The sequence below is a fragment of the Pajaroellobacter abortibovis genome, assembly GCF_001931505.1.
GTDB classification, from domain to species: Bacteria; Myxococcota_A; Polyangia; order Polyangiales; family Polyangiaceae; genus Pajaroellobacter; species Pajaroellobacter abortibovis.
Genome location: NZ_CP016908.1, coordinates 420456 through 437123, shown reverse-complemented (window position 1 = coordinate 437123; position 16668 = coordinate 420456). Strand labels below are relative to the sequence as shown.

General features: G+C 43.5%; 11 protein-coding genes. 6 read left to right on the top strand and 5 right to left on the bottom strand.

Annotation, left to right across the window (positions count from 1 at the left end):
* The first annotated feature begins 1 nt into the window (after window position 1).
* Window positions 2-880: a tetratricopeptide repeat protein gene (locus BCY86_RS02190; protein WP_083604123.1), complete on the top strand. Its 879-nt coding sequence runs from the start codon at window positions 2-4 to the stop codon at window positions 878-880.
* A gap of 9 nt (window positions 881-889) precedes the next feature.
* Here BCY86_RS02190 and BCY86_RS02185 read toward each other — a convergent pair whose 3' ends face one another.
* Complete coding sequence (locus BCY86_RS02185) at window positions 890-2782, bottom strand: hypothetical protein (RefSeq protein WP_156864994.1); 1893 nt, start codon at window positions 2780-2782, stop codon at window positions 890-892.
* 31 nt (window positions 2783-2813) lie between these two features.
* On the bottom strand, window positions 2814-3884 hold the full coding sequence (locus tag BCY86_RS02180) for a UDP-N-acetylmuramate dehydrogenase (RefSeq protein WP_075276256.1): 1071 nt from the start codon (window positions 3882-3884) through the stop codon (window positions 2814-2816).
* A 115-nt stretch (window positions 3885-3999) separates the two neighbouring features.
* Here BCY86_RS02180 and BCY86_RS02175 point away from each other — a divergent pair, with 115 nt between their 5' ends.
* Window positions 4000-4725 carry a sugar transferase gene (locus BCY86_RS02175; RefSeq protein ID WP_075276255.1) on the top strand — a complete coding sequence of 242 codons (726 nt, stop codon included), beginning with the start codon at window positions 4000-4002 and terminating at the stop codon, window positions 4723-4725.
* On the opposite strand, the gene BCY86_RS02170 is transcribed toward BCY86_RS02175, so the two are convergent.
* Together BCY86_RS02170 and BCY86_RS02165 are read right to left on the bottom strand one after the other, a co-directional pair.
* A complete protein-coding gene (locus BCY86_RS02170) occupies window positions 4634-6565 on the bottom strand; it encodes a polysaccharide biosynthesis protein (protein WP_075277518.1) in 1932 nt (643 codons plus the stop codon). The genes BCY86_RS02175 and BCY86_RS02170 overlap by 92 nt on opposite strands.
* A 5-nt stretch (window positions 6566-6570) precedes the next feature.
* The gene (locus tag BCY86_RS02165) at window positions 6571-7716 is read right to left on the bottom strand and encodes a DegT/DnrJ/EryC1/StrS family aminotransferase (RefSeq protein WP_075276254.1); all 1146 of its coding nucleotides are present in this window, start codon (window positions 7714-7716) and stop codon (window positions 6571-6573) included.
* Window positions 7717-7772: 56 nt separating this feature from the next.
* On the opposite strand from BCY86_RS02165, the gene BCY86_RS02160 reads away from it, so the two are divergent.
* Window positions 7773-9038: a hypothetical protein gene (locus BCY86_RS02160; protein ID WP_075276253.1), complete on the top strand. Its 1266-nt coding sequence runs from the start codon at window positions 7773-7775 to the stop codon at window positions 9036-9038.
* 8 nt (window positions 9039-9046) lie between these two features.
* On the opposite strand, the gene BCY86_RS02155 is transcribed toward BCY86_RS02160, so the two are convergent.
* Complete coding sequence (locus BCY86_RS02155; RefSeq protein ID WP_075276252.1) at window positions 9047-10855, bottom strand: ATP-binding cassette domain-containing protein; 1809 nt, start codon at window positions 10853-10855, stop codon at window positions 9047-9049.
* A gap of 48 nt (window positions 10856-10903) precedes the next feature.
* On the opposite strand from BCY86_RS02155, the gene BCY86_RS02150 reads away from it, so the two are divergent.
* From BCY86_RS02150 to BCY86_RS02140, 3 genes are read left to right on the top strand one after another with little or no spacing between them, the layout of a single operon-like run.
* Window positions 10904-12088 (top strand): glycosyltransferase family 4 protein, encoded by a 1185-nt coding sequence (locus tag BCY86_RS02150; protein ID WP_075276251.1) that lies wholly within the window; start codon window positions 10904-10906, stop codon window positions 12086-12088.
* Window positions 12089-12129: 41 nt separating this feature from the next.
* Complete coding sequence (gene asnB / locus BCY86_RS02145; RefSeq protein WP_075276250.1) at window positions 12130-14094, top strand: asparagine synthase (glutamine-hydrolyzing); 1965 nt, start codon at window positions 12130-12132, stop codon at window positions 14092-14094.
* 3 nt (window positions 14095-14097) lie between these two features.
* Entirely contained in the window at window positions 14098-16647 is a 2550-nt protein-coding gene (locus BCY86_RS02140) for an O-antigen ligase family protein (RefSeq protein ID WP_156864992.1), read from the top strand.
* Window positions 16648-16668: the final 21 nt, after the last annotated feature.

The following is a 16668-nucleotide window of genomic DNA, read 5'->3' as shown; positions in this document are numbered from 1 at the left end:
AATGACAACCATGCTGGAAATGGATGATGAACTTCGCGAAATTAAGCGTGAACTCACCGAATCGCGAACGCTTATAATACGCACAAACAATCTCACCAATGCTCTCAGCGCTGACATTCGGTCGATGCTTCAAAAAGAGCAATTGCGCGAACAACGCCTCGTTTGGACAAGTGCTACTGCTTATGTTGTGTTTGTACTCGTCGTGTTAGTCGCTTTAAAATTTGCATGGGATGCGCGGGTCGAAGCAATCAAACTGGAAGCACAGCAGAAAATAGGGGATATCGAGCGACTCCGGAAAGAGTGGCGCGAAGAACACAAATGGCATGAAGAACATACTCGCGCAGAAGGGCAAGTTTACGCTTTTTATGAACTGCTTCAACAAGGGCGCCTTCAAGATTTTGTCGAACACTACCAGGAAATCAAAAATGAGCGGATGACGAAAACAGAAGCTGCTTTTCTCGCAGAAGCGACAGAAAAAGCCCAACATCAACTGGCATATGAAGCCTATCTGCGCGGTCTCGAACGAACTCACGCCCAACGGTGGCAAGAATCCGCATCGGCCTACGAAGAATCCCTGAGGTATGCTGATTATTTACCGACTGCTCTCAATGCGAAAATAGGTCTCGCGGAAGCTTATCGCCATTTACAGCGTTATCCAGAAGCGATCGCCATTCTTCACAAGTTAATGGAGACGAAACTCCCTAAAGATGTGCGAGATGATATCCTCTACCAATTAGCCCTCTGTGAAACTGCTCTCCAAGCATGGCCCGAAGCAAAAAACACGTGGCAAACCCTCCTCCGGCGATTTCCTGATTCTCGGTATGCAGTAGAAGCCCGTGTGCAGATAGCTCGCCTCCCTCCTACGCCATCTACCCCCTAGAGAGCTTGTTTAAAGGGAAGGCCAAAAACCAATCCACAGTTTCTGATGGAACAAACAGGCTACGTAGGACAGGGAATCGTCGAGGGTACAATCGCTTAATCCAGCCCAATCTCGCATCTTATCGCCCACTTGGTAAAGCCATGTCCCCCCCTTTCCGAGGATGAGAAACCCATATTCGGAAGGATAAATCCACAGTTTCCCGTTGGGAGATCGAGAAGAACCAAATGGCGGTGGAAATACGCTACTAGGAGATGAGAGCAACGTCACACGTTTCATGGGGACCTCCATTCGGAGAAGATGGCCTGCGACCATAGCTTCAAGTCCAGTTGGAGTCCATCCCAAAGGAATAGTATCCTTCCCCTGCGTGTGCTCAGAACCATCACACTTGACTTTAAACGGCGCAACTGCGGGAAGTATAAGCTCCAGAGGAGACAGCTCTTCTCCCCCTTCTTCCCCTCCCACTACACGGGTATGCTTGAACACTGCACGCAGTGGGGCACCTGTACAGAAGCCATCCACTCTTTCCCATTGCAATGCACCATCTGGAGATAAAACCCGACTATCCCAAGGCGTTTTATCTTTAATGACTTCCGATTCTCCAGTGTCTGGATTGACCCGAAGAAGCGCACCCTCTGAGGTGTGAACCTGCACATAGCGATCGTGATCAAACGCAAGAGAACTCCAAGCGGGAAAGGAAGGCTTAGGGGCTGCTACTACATCCAGCAAACGAACGGAAGCAGCTTGTCGAATAGAAAAAAGAGAACGCCCCCAAGCTGGGATGTCACGCAAAGTAGGTAGACCTCCAGCAGTTTTGTAAAGCCTTTCTAAAGACATTAACATTGCGAGTGGTTTTTCAAGAGCAGCAAAGGCACGCACCTCTGCCATCTCTGCCTCTTGCAAAAGTTCTATCCCTCCGCATTGAAACTGATCTACCCCCAATATCCCCACAATCCTGGGGCGCCCCCCCTCCATGCACAGTGCTCCATACAATGTCCTTATCTGTTGCACCTCGGCTATAACGGAAGGGGCTTGTTTAGGATCAGAAGCGCGACTCATCAATCCCTTCACAAGGATTCCCAGCGAATGAATAGGCTCGTGCTGTATTCTGCTCATGCCAGCAGGCCTATCGAGCCACTGCACAAGAAGACTCAAGGGGAGAGCAGCGATAAATGGAAGGGGAGGGGACTCCGCAGTCACTCGCAAAATCAAATCTTCAACGCCATCACGATCCTCGTCGCGGCTTTTCAACTCAACAGTGACAGGCAGACTGCCTGAAGGATCGTACATCGCTCCGCTCCACCTCAGCTGAGGCGGCATACCAAATCTCAGTACTCCAAACCAATGCACTTTCTGGTAAGCAGACATTGAAGGGCAAGTATACCCCACCTCTATCAGCAATGCAGTCTGTCCAAGCGGGGCAAGACGCTCGAATGGAATACACGAAGGAGCAGGATTGATCAAAGGGACCTGGGCGACCACATAAGGCTTAAGACCCTCCAACGCATTCGGTACTTCACTTTCCTCTTTTTTCTCTTCTTCTCCAATACGATAAAAAAGGATGTCAAATCCCCCTTCATCCAATGGGCCCCGCGCAAGAGCAAACCCATCCTGAACCCCATTCCCCTGCCAATCACAAGTAATTCCACTTACAAGGGGGCGTTCCAAGGAGACAGGGAACACAGAGCGATTTTGAATTTTCCAAGTCCCTCCATCGAAGCTAGCCCATTCATTGCATACTAACAGCTTCTTCTCTTCTTGTTTGCAAGGCACGCCCCCTTCCCCCTCCTGTAGGATCTCTTCAATTTTGTAAGGGACGTAAGGGTGTTTTCTTTGACACCATCGAGCAGAAACCACAGCACACGCACAGGCCACCATCAACACGAATACCAAGAGAGAGCGCACCCTCATCTCACCCAATCACACAAATCTAACCTCAAGAGAACCCCACCAAAACCGGCTCAAACATAAGCCAAACTCCCCATTTTTGCCAAACTCCCTGTTGAATCTGATCAGCAAGCAAAAGGAGTTCTTTCGTCGTTCCCCCCCCGCGGTGCACGAGAGCAAGGCAATGCTTGCGTGATATTCCAACATGCTGCATTCCAAAACCTCTGGAAAAACCGCTGTGTTCAATAAGCCAAGCAGCAGGAATTTTCCATCTTCCTCCATCAGCCTCAAAATGAGGCAGGGGATGAGAGAAAGGGAGCTCCTTCTGCTCATAAGCCTTACGCTCAAGTTGTGCCAACTCTTCAGAAGTCACTATCGGATTCATAAAAAAAGAGCCTGCACCCACCGAGTCGGGATCATGAGCATCAAGAATCATGCCTTTAGAACGTCGCAACTCGATAACGGCTTCACGAACTGCCTCTAAGGGGGCTCTTGCACCTTTTGAAATACCAAGAATTTGAGTCAACTCAGGATAACTGATCGGCTCGCTCTCTCGCGTTGCGCTGGCCATAAGGCTCAGGCGAACTCGTGTGATAACATACCGATCGCTTTTTTTAAAAATACTGGTTCGATAGGAAAATTGACACTCTCTTTTCTCTATCCACACCCATTTCTTTTCCTCCCGATCGAACGCACGCACACGAACAAGTACCTGCGCGATCTCTTGCCCATACGCTCCAATATTTTGAACAGGAGAGGCACCTACCCATCCAGGAATACCGGACAAACACTCAATTCCTGCCCCTCCCTGCGCTACAGCTTCGTCGACTACCGAATCCCATACTTCCCCAGCAGCAACATCTACAAAAATCGTGTTTTTCAATCGAGAAAGATGCATCCCGGAAAGAGTAGGCCTCAGCACAAGCCCATCGAAACCTTGATCGCTTACGACAACATTGCTCCCCCCCCCTATCACAAAGATTCGCTCCTGCAAGCTATCCATTTGTTGGACAGCGGTCTCAACATCCTCCTCTGAACCAGCATCCAAAAACTGACTGGCTGTTCCTCCAAGCTGCAAAGTAGTCAGCGGGGCCAAACAAACATGCTGCTGAATACGCATGAATTTCGTCAAAAACAAACGCTTTGGTAAAAAATAAAGAACATTCCCATTCTTGCCTTTGTTGTGATGGATTCAAGATGAGATTGCAAGTAGAATATCAGTTCACACCATGCTTATGAAAATATCCCAATCACTCTCACCTAGCCACAAACAAAGAGGATGGAGGCTCACAATAAAGCAGTGCGGCGATCGAATAATTGCAGGTACTCTGCTGGCTTTCACAGCTCCTCTATTTGGCATTATCGGTGCAGCCATTTATGCACGTATGGGACCACCTATTTTCTTTCGCCAAACAAGGCCTGGCCTCCACGGTCGTCCCTTTGCCCTCCTCAAATTCCGCACGATGAACGCCCACTGTGACGAGCGCGGGCTTCTTCTTGATGACGCTCACCGGATTACACCTCTCGGACACTTTTTACGCTCAACCAGTCTAGATGAGCTTCCTCAGCTCCTGAATGTGCTCAAAGGAGAGCTTAGCCTTGTAGGTCCTCGCCCACTTCTCATGGAATACCTGCAACTCTACTCTCCTGAAGAAGCTCGCCGCCATGACGTACTTCCAGGAATCACCGGATGGTCACAAGTCAATGGACGCAACGCGCTCACATGGGAAGAAAAATTAAAGCTAGACGTCTGGTACGTTGATCATTGGAGCCTAGCCCTCGATGTCATCATTTTAGCTAAGACATTTGTATCTGTTCTAAAACGTCAGGGCATCTTTTTCCCAGGACAGGCAACCATGCCCAAATTTTCTAGAGAGACAGCCCTCCCATCACTTTTTCCGTCTTTACCCCACTCTCAAGGACACCATCCATGGCCGAAAGAGGCGAATACTCAGGAATAAGTCGTCTCAGTAACCTCTTCACCTGCTCTTCTGATGACATCGGTGAAAGCTCTCCCAACAGGTTAAAATAACGTTTTACGTCCTCCCAAGGAGTAGCAACAAAACATCCAATAAACACTTGAGGATGTGTCGTAGCAACAGCGTTCTCACCCGTTAAAGTCAACTCCTCAAATAGTTTCTCGCCCGGTCTTATCCCCGTATACACGATTTCAATATCCTCCCCTTCCTGAAGCCCTGAAAGGGCTATCAAGTCCTTTGCAAGATCCACGATCTTAACAGGCTCTCCCATATCTAGAATAAAAATCTCTCCGCCCTTCCCCAAAGCAGCAGCCTGAAGTACCAATTGGCTAGCCTCAGCAATCGTCATAAAATAGCGCTTCATCTCCGGATGCGTGATTCGTACAGGCCCTCCCTGCCTGATCTGTTTCTGAAAAATAGGCACAACGCTCCCTACAGACCCCAACACATTACCAAAACGAACACTGCTAAAGGCAGTCTGGCTTCGCTTTGAAAGAGCGTGAATATAGATCTCCGCCGCTCTCTTGGACGCTCCCATCACAGACGTGGGATTCACCGCCTTGTCCGTCGAAATCATCACAAACTTGGATACTTGATAGCGATTCGCAATATCCGCAAGAAGCTGAGTCCCCAGCACATTATTGCGTATTGCTTCGATAGGATTTAGCTCCATGAGGGGAACATGCTTATAGGCAGCAGAATGGAAAACAATCGACGGGGAATGTTTTTTTAAAAGAGCCTCCATTCGAATAGGATCGCAAATATCAGCAACATAGGCGAGTACCGGGATATTAGGAAAATTCTGTTTTAATTCTTGTTCTATTTCAAACAGGCCGCTCTCATTCCGCTCCACAATAATGAGCTTTTCCGGTGAAAACCGTAAGATCTGGCGGCACAATTCTGAACCGATACTACCTCCCCCTCCCGTTAAAAAAACAGTCTGCTGATATAAACTGTGTCGAATTAAATCTTCATCCAATGAGATAGGCTGCCGCCTCAGAAGATCTTCAATCGCGACTTGACGGATTTGAGACAGATTGATCTTACTTCCTACAATCTGGCCAAGCCCTGGAATCACCTTAATAGAAACATTCTTACCCTCACACATCCAAACAATACGTCGAAAAATCCGGCTAGAAGATTGCGAGGCTATCGTCACCAACACCTGAGTTATTTGATATTTAGCGATAAACACACCAATGTCTTCGATTTTACCCAGTACCGGGACACCCTCGATCACAGAGCCAATCTTTAATGGATCGTCATCCAAAAAACCAACAGGCTTGATATTAAGAGCATGATTGCTCCGCAATTCTTTGACAACCATCACTCCTGCCTGCCCGGCACCTACAAGAAGAGCTGGTACCGCAGCTTGACTGCCTTCCCCACTGACCAACCCTCTTTTCTTCATCAATAAACGAGAACAAATACGAGTAGTTACAAGACCTCCAATAGCAAGTACTGCGTCTATAAGGAGAACACTCATAGGGACAAGAGCCAGTTGAAGGCGTGTCCAGAGCATAAAATTCATTCTTAGTAGATAAGAACAACTTACAAAACAGGCCGTACAAAAGCCTATCGCTTGAGTCAAACGTGCAAAATCATAGATACTAAAATAGCGCCACAGCGCTTTGGTCGTACCAGCCACCTTAATACAAAGGTATTGAGTCCCTATGATATAAGGCAACGTAAAGAAAAGTTTTGTTAGATATGCAGAAGGAATATCTCCATCAAATCGAAGAAAAAAAGAGAGCCCGTACGCAACGATAAGCAACCCCACATCAATCCAAAACTTGAGCATATGACCGAATGTTTTTTTCATCAACACTATTTTACAACCGATTTATTTCTCAGCTCGAGGATAGCATTGATAACCCTTGCCTGCTCATGCTCCTTCATTGATGAGCCACTTGGTAAACATAACCCCCGATTGAATAAATTCTCAGAGACACTCCCACCTACAACGCGGCAATTGGAAAAAACTGGCTGTAAATGCATAGGCTTCCAAACAGGGCGAGACTCAATCTGATGATGTTCCAAGTGTAACCGAATTTCCTCACAAGAAACACCAAATTGAGAAGGATCAACTGCAATACAACTGAGCCATCCATTGGAGCGACCATACGCCGCCTCAGGCATAAAAGAAATTCCAGGAATACTTGCAAACGCCCTACGGTATCTAGCTGCATGGGCGCGCCGCCGCATCACCCTATCCTCAAGAACGCGTAACTGACCACGCCCTACAGCTGCAAGTAGATTGCTCAAGCGATAATTATACCCAATTTCAGAGTGTTGGTAATGCGGAGTTGGATCGCGCGCCTGAGTAGCCAAAAACCTAGCCCTATCAATATAATCCTTCCGAGACGAAACAAGCATCCCTCCTCCCCCTGTTGTTATGATTTTGTTCCCATTAAATGAGAAAGCAGCCATAGTCCCAAAGTTCCCTGCAGCTTTTCCTTGATAAGTAGCTCCCAGCGCTTCTGCCGCATCTTCTATCACAGGTACATCATAAGCTGCACAAACCTCAAGAATAGATGCATAATCTGCACACTGACCATATAAATCCACTACAATCACAGCTTTAGGCAGTTGACCTCGATGCGCACATCTCTTCAGCTCTTCAGCCAACAATGCCGGATCCATATTCCAACTGCGCACTTCGCTATCGATCAAAACAGGAGATGCTCCCACATAACGAATTGCATTTACAGTCGCTGCAAAAGTCAGAGTTGCAGTAAAAACCTCATCACCATAGCCTACATGAAGCAAAAGTAGAGCAAGATGTAAAGCCGCAGTACCACTGGAAAGCGCCACTGCATGAGAAATCCCAATTTTTTGACAAAACTCGTTTTCAAAAGCCTCCACATGAGGCCCTAATGGAGCTATCCAATTCGAACCAAAAGCCTCAAGAAGCAAAGCACGCTCCCCTTCACCCACATGAGGAGGAGACAAATAAATACGAGACGTTCTCATCCCACTCTTTCACTGCATTGTCATTAATGCGCTTAATGCAATATTAAAATAAATCAATGATCAATTTGTTCTTTATATTTTTTTTTGGTCACATTTTATATATCATAGCAAAAAAAATATCTCCAGAAAAAGATAAAGCCTATGTTTCATGGATTATAGTCGGAGGATACGCGACACGCTTAGCAATAAAATATATCTCGATTGTTACATCTGAAGGTAAAGAAGTAGAAGTAGTCGATGCCATGTCATACCTGCGTATGGCCTCTCTATTTGCTAAAATCTGGAGCTTTAAAGGAATCCATTACCTAACCTACGACGACAGCACCTCTTTACCTATTCTATGCGCACTCCCTATTAACATTTTTGCATTCTTTATCTATATCGGAAACGACATAAGCGAAAAAATAACTTTAACCACCGAACTCACATGCACAGCTTCAGTTGCTTTTAGTGCCTGCCTAGCATCCCTTAACTTATATCATCTCTCCTACACTTGCACAGGAAATACTAAAAAAAGTCTTTTATCCCTACTTGCAACCACATTTTTCCCCTCCTTCATTTCCTTTACTTGTGACACAACCAAAGAAGGATTTGTCAATCTTTTTATTGTGTCAACATTTGCAAGTTCAATACGTCTCATAAAAAAAATAGATATATTTCAGCAGACAACAATTATTCTATCCATAATAGGCTTATGGTACAGTCGTCCTTATTACGTTGGAATTATACCTTTTATTCTATTGACTTTCATTCTTCAAACATTCCAAAAAAAATATCATTCTTTTTTTAACTACTCCTTTTTTATTGTGCCAATTTTATTCCTATTAATCTATACTCCACTACTCTCTTATATTATCGCAAACACTGAAGAAAAAATTTCAGACGAGGCTGTCGCGAATACAATCTCAGCAAATTCTCAAGGTGGTTCAGGAATTTTGCTAGCATCCCCCAGTTCTCGCATGGGTGCTTTACACTTAAAAACAATTTATTTTTTATTTGGTCCTTTTCCCTGGGATAATTTTTCCTCATCCATCTTTTTCCAACTTTCAAAGATTGAAAACTTATATTGGCTCATACTTTTTTACCAGGGTATAAGAGGTTTTATCCAGCTCTGCAAAAAAGATGTTTTTGCATCATTAATTGTTCTATTCTTTCTATCCTTTATAATTTACCTAAACGCTCCTGTATTATCCAATCTAGGACTTGCTGTAAGAATGAGAATTCCATTCGTTTTGCTTGTAACAGGATTTCTAACCTGTTGGAATTCGGAAAAGAAGAAAGAAGAACAGTCCATTGCTTTGTCTGTCATCAAACCCAAATAAAACAAACATCATCGTGAAGACAATTCCAAACACCCTTGTTTCTCTACAATGTAATCTGTGTCCACTTTATCCTCTATTCTCCCCCCCTTTATAAAGAGAATACGATCACATTTTCTAACAGCAGCCAAGCGATGAGCGACTATAAGGATTAGTCTATTTGGTTTTATACTATGAATTACTTCCACAAGGCTTCGTTCAAGGTTAATATCGATCGCAGATGTTGCTTCATCAAAAACAAACACCTCAGCCGATCGATACAGAGCCCTCGCAATACCAATTCTTTGTCGCTGTCCTCCTGAAAGTCGTATCCCTCGCTCTCCTACCCATGTATGAATTCCTTGAGGCAGTTCTTTGATAACACTCGCCAACTGCGCTTGCTCAATTACCTGGGCAAGTCGAGCATGATCATAACCATTTTTTTCATTGTCAAATGTAATGTTGTGCAGAACACTATCATCCCACAAAAATACATCTTGAGGCACGTAGGCTATTCTACGCTGCCATCGTTGTACATCATGTGGGGAGATAAGTTTTTGTCCATCCACCTCCAAAACACCTGCGGATGGCTTCATTAATCCCATAAAAATATCCAAAAACGTAGATTTTCCAGAGCCAGAAGGACCTATGATACCGACACATTCCCCTTTTTTAAATGAACATGCAACAGAATGAAGAGCAGGCTTTAAAGAGGAAGAATAGTTATGTTCTACATCGATCATTCTTACCTCTTGAATAAAAGAAGGGGGTGCTTCCTGAAAAGGTTTTTGAAGCGTCGAACAAATCTGTTGTGCAGGCATATTTTGTTCCAATCTATTGGAACCAACAATCATCTGCCACAGAATCTCTACATTGTTTATATAGTGTCGTATCTCTAAAGAGCAAGCTAATACTCTAGATATTGCTGGAACAAGACGAACAATTCCAGTAGCTAATATCCCCAAAGTTGTGGAAGTATAATAATAATTTTTATTATAAAAAAATATCCAAAATCCTATACAAACCAATCCAATGACACCTAGCGTCTCAAACAAAAAACGAATCCTACTCGCCAAAGTCATATATAAACTTCTAGAGTCACAAAACACACGATTGCTCTCTTCGTAAGACTCTAAGAAAAAAGACTCCCTCCCAGCAAGACGAGCCTCTTTCAGCATTCCCAAACCTTGTTGAAGGTATCGAACCATTTGTTCAAGACTCACCCTTTCCCGCCTTCCCAACGGGACAATTCTTTTGCGAATGCTTCGATAGCCCATAAGAAAAAGAGTACCACTAAGCACACCTACCACAAAAACAGCTTTAGGAGCTTGCATAAGAACAAGAACAAGAACGGGAACGGAACTAATTATTTCTAAAAAAATAAGATATATTCGAACAACAACATAATGCACAAAATCTGGAATTTGACTGGAAACAATATTAATCGCTTCAGAAGAGTCAATATGCTGATAATAAGGATACTTTCTATAAAAAATTCTCTCAACAAAATTTCTAGATACAATTTCCTGTCTACTATAAATAAAATCAAAAAAATACCTATTTAAAAAATTAACAGAAATATATCTAATAACATACAAAAAAATAACAAAACAACCAGATACATAAAATGAATCAAACTGAAAAAAACAAAATATCTGAGAGAATCGAAAAAAATCTTTACCTTTTTTAACCCCGCCTTCTATACTCTGAATGAAAAAGGAAATACATAAAAAACCGAGAATTTCTAAGAAAGAAACGAAAATGGAAGCCACCAAAACAACAAAAATATTTATTTTATCTTTTCTATTTTGAATAATTAAATCTTTTATTTTTTTAATCATCTTACTCATTAAATAAGAAATCAAAGCTAAAAAATAATTTTAAAACTCATGTTAACACCCCAAAAAAAGACATATCGATTAACTCATATCTTTACAGTTTCATCGTCTCTTATCTTCATAAAAAACCAAATTCAATTCATCAAAGAGAAGGGATTTGAAATTTCTATTATTGCTGCTATTCAAGATGATAAAATAGAAAATTTCTGTCAAGAAGAAGGCGTTCATTTTTATACCTTACCCATAAGGCGCGCTATTACTCCAAAGCAAGATTTGTTTATTTTAAAGCAACTTACACAAATCCTCCATCAGATTCAACCACACGTTGTCCATGCTCATACGCCAAAAGGAGGACTACTTGGCATGCTTGGAGCTACAGTAGCCAAAGTTCCTATACGCTTCTATCATATGCGGGGATTACCTTTCACAACTGCATCCAAAAGCAAACATTATCTTCTCAAAAATACTGAAAAAATATCATGCAAACTCGCACATCAGGTTTTATGTCAAAGTCATTCTCTTCGCAATTTTGTCATCTACGAAAATATCTGTAGTGCACAAAAAACAACTGTATTGTGCGAAGGAAGCAATGGAATTGATTTCGAAAACCGGTTCAATCCGCGTCGATTTTCCAAGTCCACTTGTTTTGAATTAAAAAAAGACATGAATATACCATATTCAAGCCAAGTGATTGGCTATGTAGGTAGAATTACATGTGATAAAGGAATTCCTGAGCTACAAGAATCTTGGAATTTAATTAAAAAAAAGAATCAAAATGTCTATTTGGTTATTATTGGAAGTCTTGATGAAAGAGAAAAAAATGAAAATTTATATTCTAATTTTTGCAATGACCCACAAGTCCGTTTAATTCCTCATACGGATATTCCTGAACAATACTACGCTATTTTCGATCTTTTTGTGTTACCCAGCTACCGAGAAGGTTTCCCTAACGTCCTCAACGAAGCTGCCGCAATGCAACTACCTATTGTTACATCAAACGCAATTGGTTGCACAGATGCTGTAGAGCATGAGGTGACAGGAACCGTAGTTCCTATAGGAGACACGATATCTCTTACTCAAGCTATTGAAAAATATCTCAACAATCACAACCTAAGAAGAGAACATGGCATTGCTGGACGTAAACGCGTCGAGCGTCTTTTTGCTCAAAAGCCGATCTGGGAAGCACTAGAGCAACTGTATTATCGTTTTCTTTTTCTTCGAGGATATAAATCATAAGATGTGCTAAAAGGACATTTGATTTGTGTGTGGAGCAGGTCATGTGTGGAATAGCAGGCTTAGCAGCCAATTTTCTCGAACGTTCTGAAAGGCAAGCCTTAATTTCATCCATGCGGATGGCCATTTCACACCGAGGCCCTGACAGTGGCAAGGATTTTTCAGATGAGAATATAAGTTTAGGAATGCAGCGACTCGCTATCATTGATCTTCCAGGCGGCGAACAGCCAATGTTCATCGAAGATGATTCTATCGCGATTGTATATAATGGAGAAATTTATAATGCAGCTTCTATACGTAAGGAACTGATAAAACAAGGGATTCCCTTTTACACCCGGAGCGACACCGAAGTAATCCTCCGACTTTATCAGCAAAATACTGAGAAAGTGGAACAACACCTACACGGCATGTGGGCTTTTTGCATTTACGATAAACCCAAACGGCGAATCATATTGAGTCGAGATCGTTTCGGAATTAAACCACTTTTCATCGCTCAAGTTGAGCAAGGATTAGCTTTCTCTTCCGAGCTAGATTCCCTCCTACAATTATGCCATCTGCCTCATTTTTTTCCTCTCTTCTCTCTTAATAAAAGCGCAGCGCACGCTATGCTCTCGTGGAGCTATATTCCGGAAGATGCTACCATCTTTTCAGGAATCCGCCGTTTACCTCCTGCTACACGATACACCGTGAATCTAGATGGCTGGACAGCATATCAATCTGTCTATTGGGAACTCCAACCCTCACATGACTCAGCATATGTGCGTACGCTATCTGAAGCATGTGAGCTGATTGAACCACTCCTTCAGAAATCTATCCAAGGTCACTTAACAAGCGATGTTCCTTTTGCAACAATGTTGAGTGGAGGAATCGACTCATCTCTGGTTAATGCCTATATTACAGACTCCGGTATCCATCCTACAGCATATTCTACAGGTTCTCTCATAAGCCACTTTGATGAAACCGAGCATGCAAAACAAACAGCAAAATTACTTGATTTACCTCATCAGATTGTTATCATCGATGATGAGAGTATATGCAAAACCCTCGCCGAAGCTTTATTGGCTCATGACGAGCCTTTTGGAGATTCATCAAGTATAGCAGCATGGATTTTATGCAAAAAAATATCAGAAAACTATAAGGTTGCGCTCGGAGGGGATGGAGGAGATGAAATATTTGCAGGCTACGCTAAGCACCGCATTATTCCAGTGCGGGATGCCCTTGCTACTTTTCCTTACGTTCGAAAGGTACTTAAGAAAGTCCTCAATGCTTTTCCTCGACGGATAGATCGAACATCTCGGTGGAGTGAGCTTTTGCGAAAGACTCACCGTATCGCTCGCGGCCTTGAAGAAGACGATGCGCTCACCTACGTGTATTTAACACAGATCGCCTCTCTTGAAGTGACAGCCCCTCTCCTCCGAGACACAAGTTCCGCCTCCTTTTTTGAAGCGAAGGCTTTAGAGCGATTTCATCAAGCAAAAGGAGAGCAGCTTTATCGCACGCTCTTCTGCGATCTGTCCAATATGCTTCCCAATGACATGCTGACCAAAATGGATCGCGCTAGCATGGCTTGTTCTCTCGAGGTGCGGGTCCCTTTTCTCGATCACTCTCTCGTAGAAGCAGGGCTAGGGCTTCCTGCTTCATTTACCCTTGGTAAGCGAGGGAAGGAAGTGCTTCGCGCACTCCATGCAAAATGGTTTGGAACAGAGCTCGCTAGCCGCCCCAAACAAGGTTGGGGAGTACCTGTAGAGCAATGGCTGCGTACCTGGCTCGCTCCTTGCTGCGACGAATTGTTCACAGAAAAGAGAATCGAAAGGCTTGGTCTTCTTTCCACAAAAACTTTAGGAGGAGGGAGATGGCGCACATGGGTTCAGCACAACCCTCAGATCTTATGGAATGCTGTTGTTCTATCCCTATGGGGAGAGGCAAAACTCGGGAAAGGACCAGATGAAGTCCGCAGTTTGCTCCGAGTGGAAGACAGTAAACCGTTTCGCGTATGGAAAAAGCAATAGCTCATGCGATATATGCCCCTTTTCTTTCTACAAAATCGAAAGCCTCTTCATTGGCTCTTAACTATTTTAATAATTGGCTCTTCCCTTGCTATTGGTTCTCTCCACACACTTACTTTGTGTTTTTTTTCATTGCTTGCGATAGGCATTCTGTTCTTCGCCTCCTGGAACCATCCATTTTTTCTCAATCAAAGAGGGAAAATAATTGTAACCGTCAGTCTGGGTTTGACAGTCTTCACTTGTATCCAAATCATTCCCCTACCTATTTCTTGGATCCATTTCCTTGCCCCAATTAATGCGAGAATCTGGGAAAATTCCCTCACTCCGCTTCATGAGGCGGGTCCCCTTGTATCCCCTCTCTCTCTGAGTCCATATGAGACTCGGGTACAAGCATTGCGAGGGTTTATATACCTGACTACTTTTTTAATATGTTTTCAATTAGGTCAACATAAGAAAGACCAAAAAATACTTCAATGGATTCTGATTTTATCAGTTGCATGTATCATTTTATGCTCTTTAGTACATGCATGGATAGGCACTGACAAAGTCTTTGGGATTTATCAACCTCGCGCAGGCTCGGTAGGCCGCCATACGGGACCGCTCCTCAATTCAAATCATCTTGCTGGTTACATTAATATAGGCATTTGTATTTTATTCGGCAGAATTCTCCAAAAAGAATATTTATTTGTTACCATCCCATTGTTTTTTTCTTTTTTCTCTATGCAGTTATGGGTTGCTTCCCGGGGGGGCATATTAGCCATGATTGCCGGATTGTCATGCATTTTGGTTCGGAGCAAAAAGATCCCATTTTTAACAAAAAAAAGACATCGACTATGGGCTATCGGATTACTGCTAACAATTACAAGTTTTTCTTTGGGAGTGCTCGCCTCCCAAGAGGAAGCGTGGTCTGAGCTGATCGATTCCGATATCTCTAAGCTCACTTTAACACTGTATGCCATTAAAGCTACTTCTTTATTCCCTTTCTTTGGAATGGGACGTGGTGCCTTTGAAACAGTTTTCCCATTTCACCTTCCAGTTCATCCGTCCATCAGCTTCACTCACCCTGAAAATTGGATAGCTCAATGGGCAACGGAATGGGGATGGCTTGTATCTATCCTCGCAATCCTTCTTTTTACCTACGCGCTTTACCCCGTCCGCACATCCAAAAACTCATTGGAAACCTTAGGCCCTTGGGGAGCTTTGCTCACCACAGCGCTTCACAACCTCGTGGACTTCAATATGGAGGTGCCCGCCATTGGTATCGCACTCTCAACATGCATGGGATGCGTCGTGGGTACCTTAGATAAAGATCAAATCAATCAAACAGTCCCTCGCCTATTTTACCATCGCATTAAAATGGGCGCCGTTTGTGTGATGGGACTAGGGCTCCTAAGGCTCGCTTATCAAACAATCGGCAAAGATCTTTTTTGGGACCGACAGCACGCCTATGAAATAATCCTTCACACCCCATTTGATCAAGCTACATTTCATTCGTTTATGCGCAGCGCGATGCTCAGGCATCCCGCTGACCCCTACCTTCCTTCCCTGGGGGCAATACGAGCCTCTTTTACACATGACGAGAGCCCTCTTCCTTGGGCCAACCGAACGCTTGAACGGCAACCCCACCATGGACAGATCCATGCAATCATCGCTAGGGAACTAGAAAAACGAAATCGTCGCCAATCGCGGTTTGAATACCGTCTTGCGCTTTCACAGGATAGCAGCATTTCTCCCCTTGTACTTCAAAGGGTTCCGCTTCTGATTGCTTCCTATCAAGACGCTTTAGAAATGATTCCTGCTGTCTCTACAGTCCATTTTCCATTTCTTTTACAATTGACAGATAAACTCCAAGCCTACTTACCTTCTACCGCATCTCAACTCGACTACCTGATACCTGAATATGATTCCCACATAGCTCAGATATTTACAAAAAAAATACAAAATATCCTTTTTGATCTTCGACATCCATCCCTCTCTCCTTGGTGCAAAGAACAACAATCTTGTATTCAACAAGCCCTTGCGCTCGTCAAGAAGCTACAACAGCTAGAGTCATATACCTGCCACGGACTTATTCTAGAAACAGAAGTAAAAATAATAGCGCATGAAGGGGCATCCGCCATTGAGTCCCTTCTACGATTAGCTGCCCAACAAAAAGACTCACTTATTTGTTTAACAGAAGCGGCACACATTGCAGAACGAGAACAGGAACAGGAACTGCTCTTAAAAAGTTTAAGCACTATTATGACGATATCCTGTGCTCTCACATCTGATTCCTTATACTCACGCCAAAATGCAGTTCTATTTGTTGCTGCCGCCTATATCAAACAGAACAATTCCTATCAAGCATTAGCAACCTACCGGCAGGGGAAAGAATGCATACCACACAACCCTACTATCCTCTCTCAACTCGCTTCGCTCGCTTCTGCTTTAGGCCTACATCATGAAGCCCTTAATGCCTTTCTGGAACTAGAACAACTTCAACCCAATGAGAGTAAGTGGAACACTCTGATCGAATCAGAAAAAGCATTTCTAACCACTGAAATTCTAACGCACTAAACGTTCACCATTTTTCTTGTC

What these genes read in the sequence shown, in the direction of transcription:
- BCY86_RS02190 (WP_083604123.1), top strand. Translation starts at nt 2, where the DNA reads ATGACAACCATGCTGGAAATGGATGATGAACTTCGCGAAATTAAGCGT.
- BCY86_RS02180 (WP_075276256.1), bottom strand. Translation starts at nt 3,884, where the DNA reads ATGCGTATTCAGCAGCATGTTTGTTTGGCCCCGCTGACTACTTTGCAG.
- BCY86_RS02175 (WP_075276255.1), top strand. Translation starts at nt 4,000, where the DNA reads ATGAAAATATCCCAATCACTCTCACCTAGCCACAAACAAAGAGGATGG.
- BCY86_RS02170 (WP_075277518.1), bottom strand. Translation starts at nt 6,565, where the DNA reads ATGAAAAAAACATTCGGTCATATGCTCAAGTTTTGGATTGATGTGGGG.
- BCY86_RS02165 (WP_075276254.1), bottom strand. Translation starts at nt 7,716, where the DNA reads ATGAGAACGTCTCGTATTTATTTGTCTCCTCCTCATGTGGGTGAAGGG.
- BCY86_RS02160 (WP_075276253.1), top strand. Translation starts at nt 7,773, where the DNA reads ATGATCAATTTGTTCTTTATATTTTTTTTTGGTCACATTTTATATATC.
- BCY86_RS02155 (WP_075276252.1), bottom strand. Translation starts at nt 10,855, where the DNA reads ATGATTAAAAAAATAAAAGATTTAATTATTCAAAATAGAAAAGATAAA.
- BCY86_RS02150 (WP_075276251.1), top strand. Translation starts at nt 10,904, where the DNA reads ATGTTAACACCCCAAAAAAAGACATATCGATTAACTCATATCTTTACA.
- asnB (WP_075276250.1), top strand. Translation starts at nt 12,130, where the DNA reads ATGTGTGGAATAGCAGGCTTAGCAGCCAATTTTCTCGAACGTTCTGAA.
- BCY86_RS02140 (WP_156864992.1), top strand. Translation starts at nt 14,098, where the DNA reads ATGCGATATATGCCCCTTTTCTTTCTACAAAATCGAAAGCCTCTTCAT.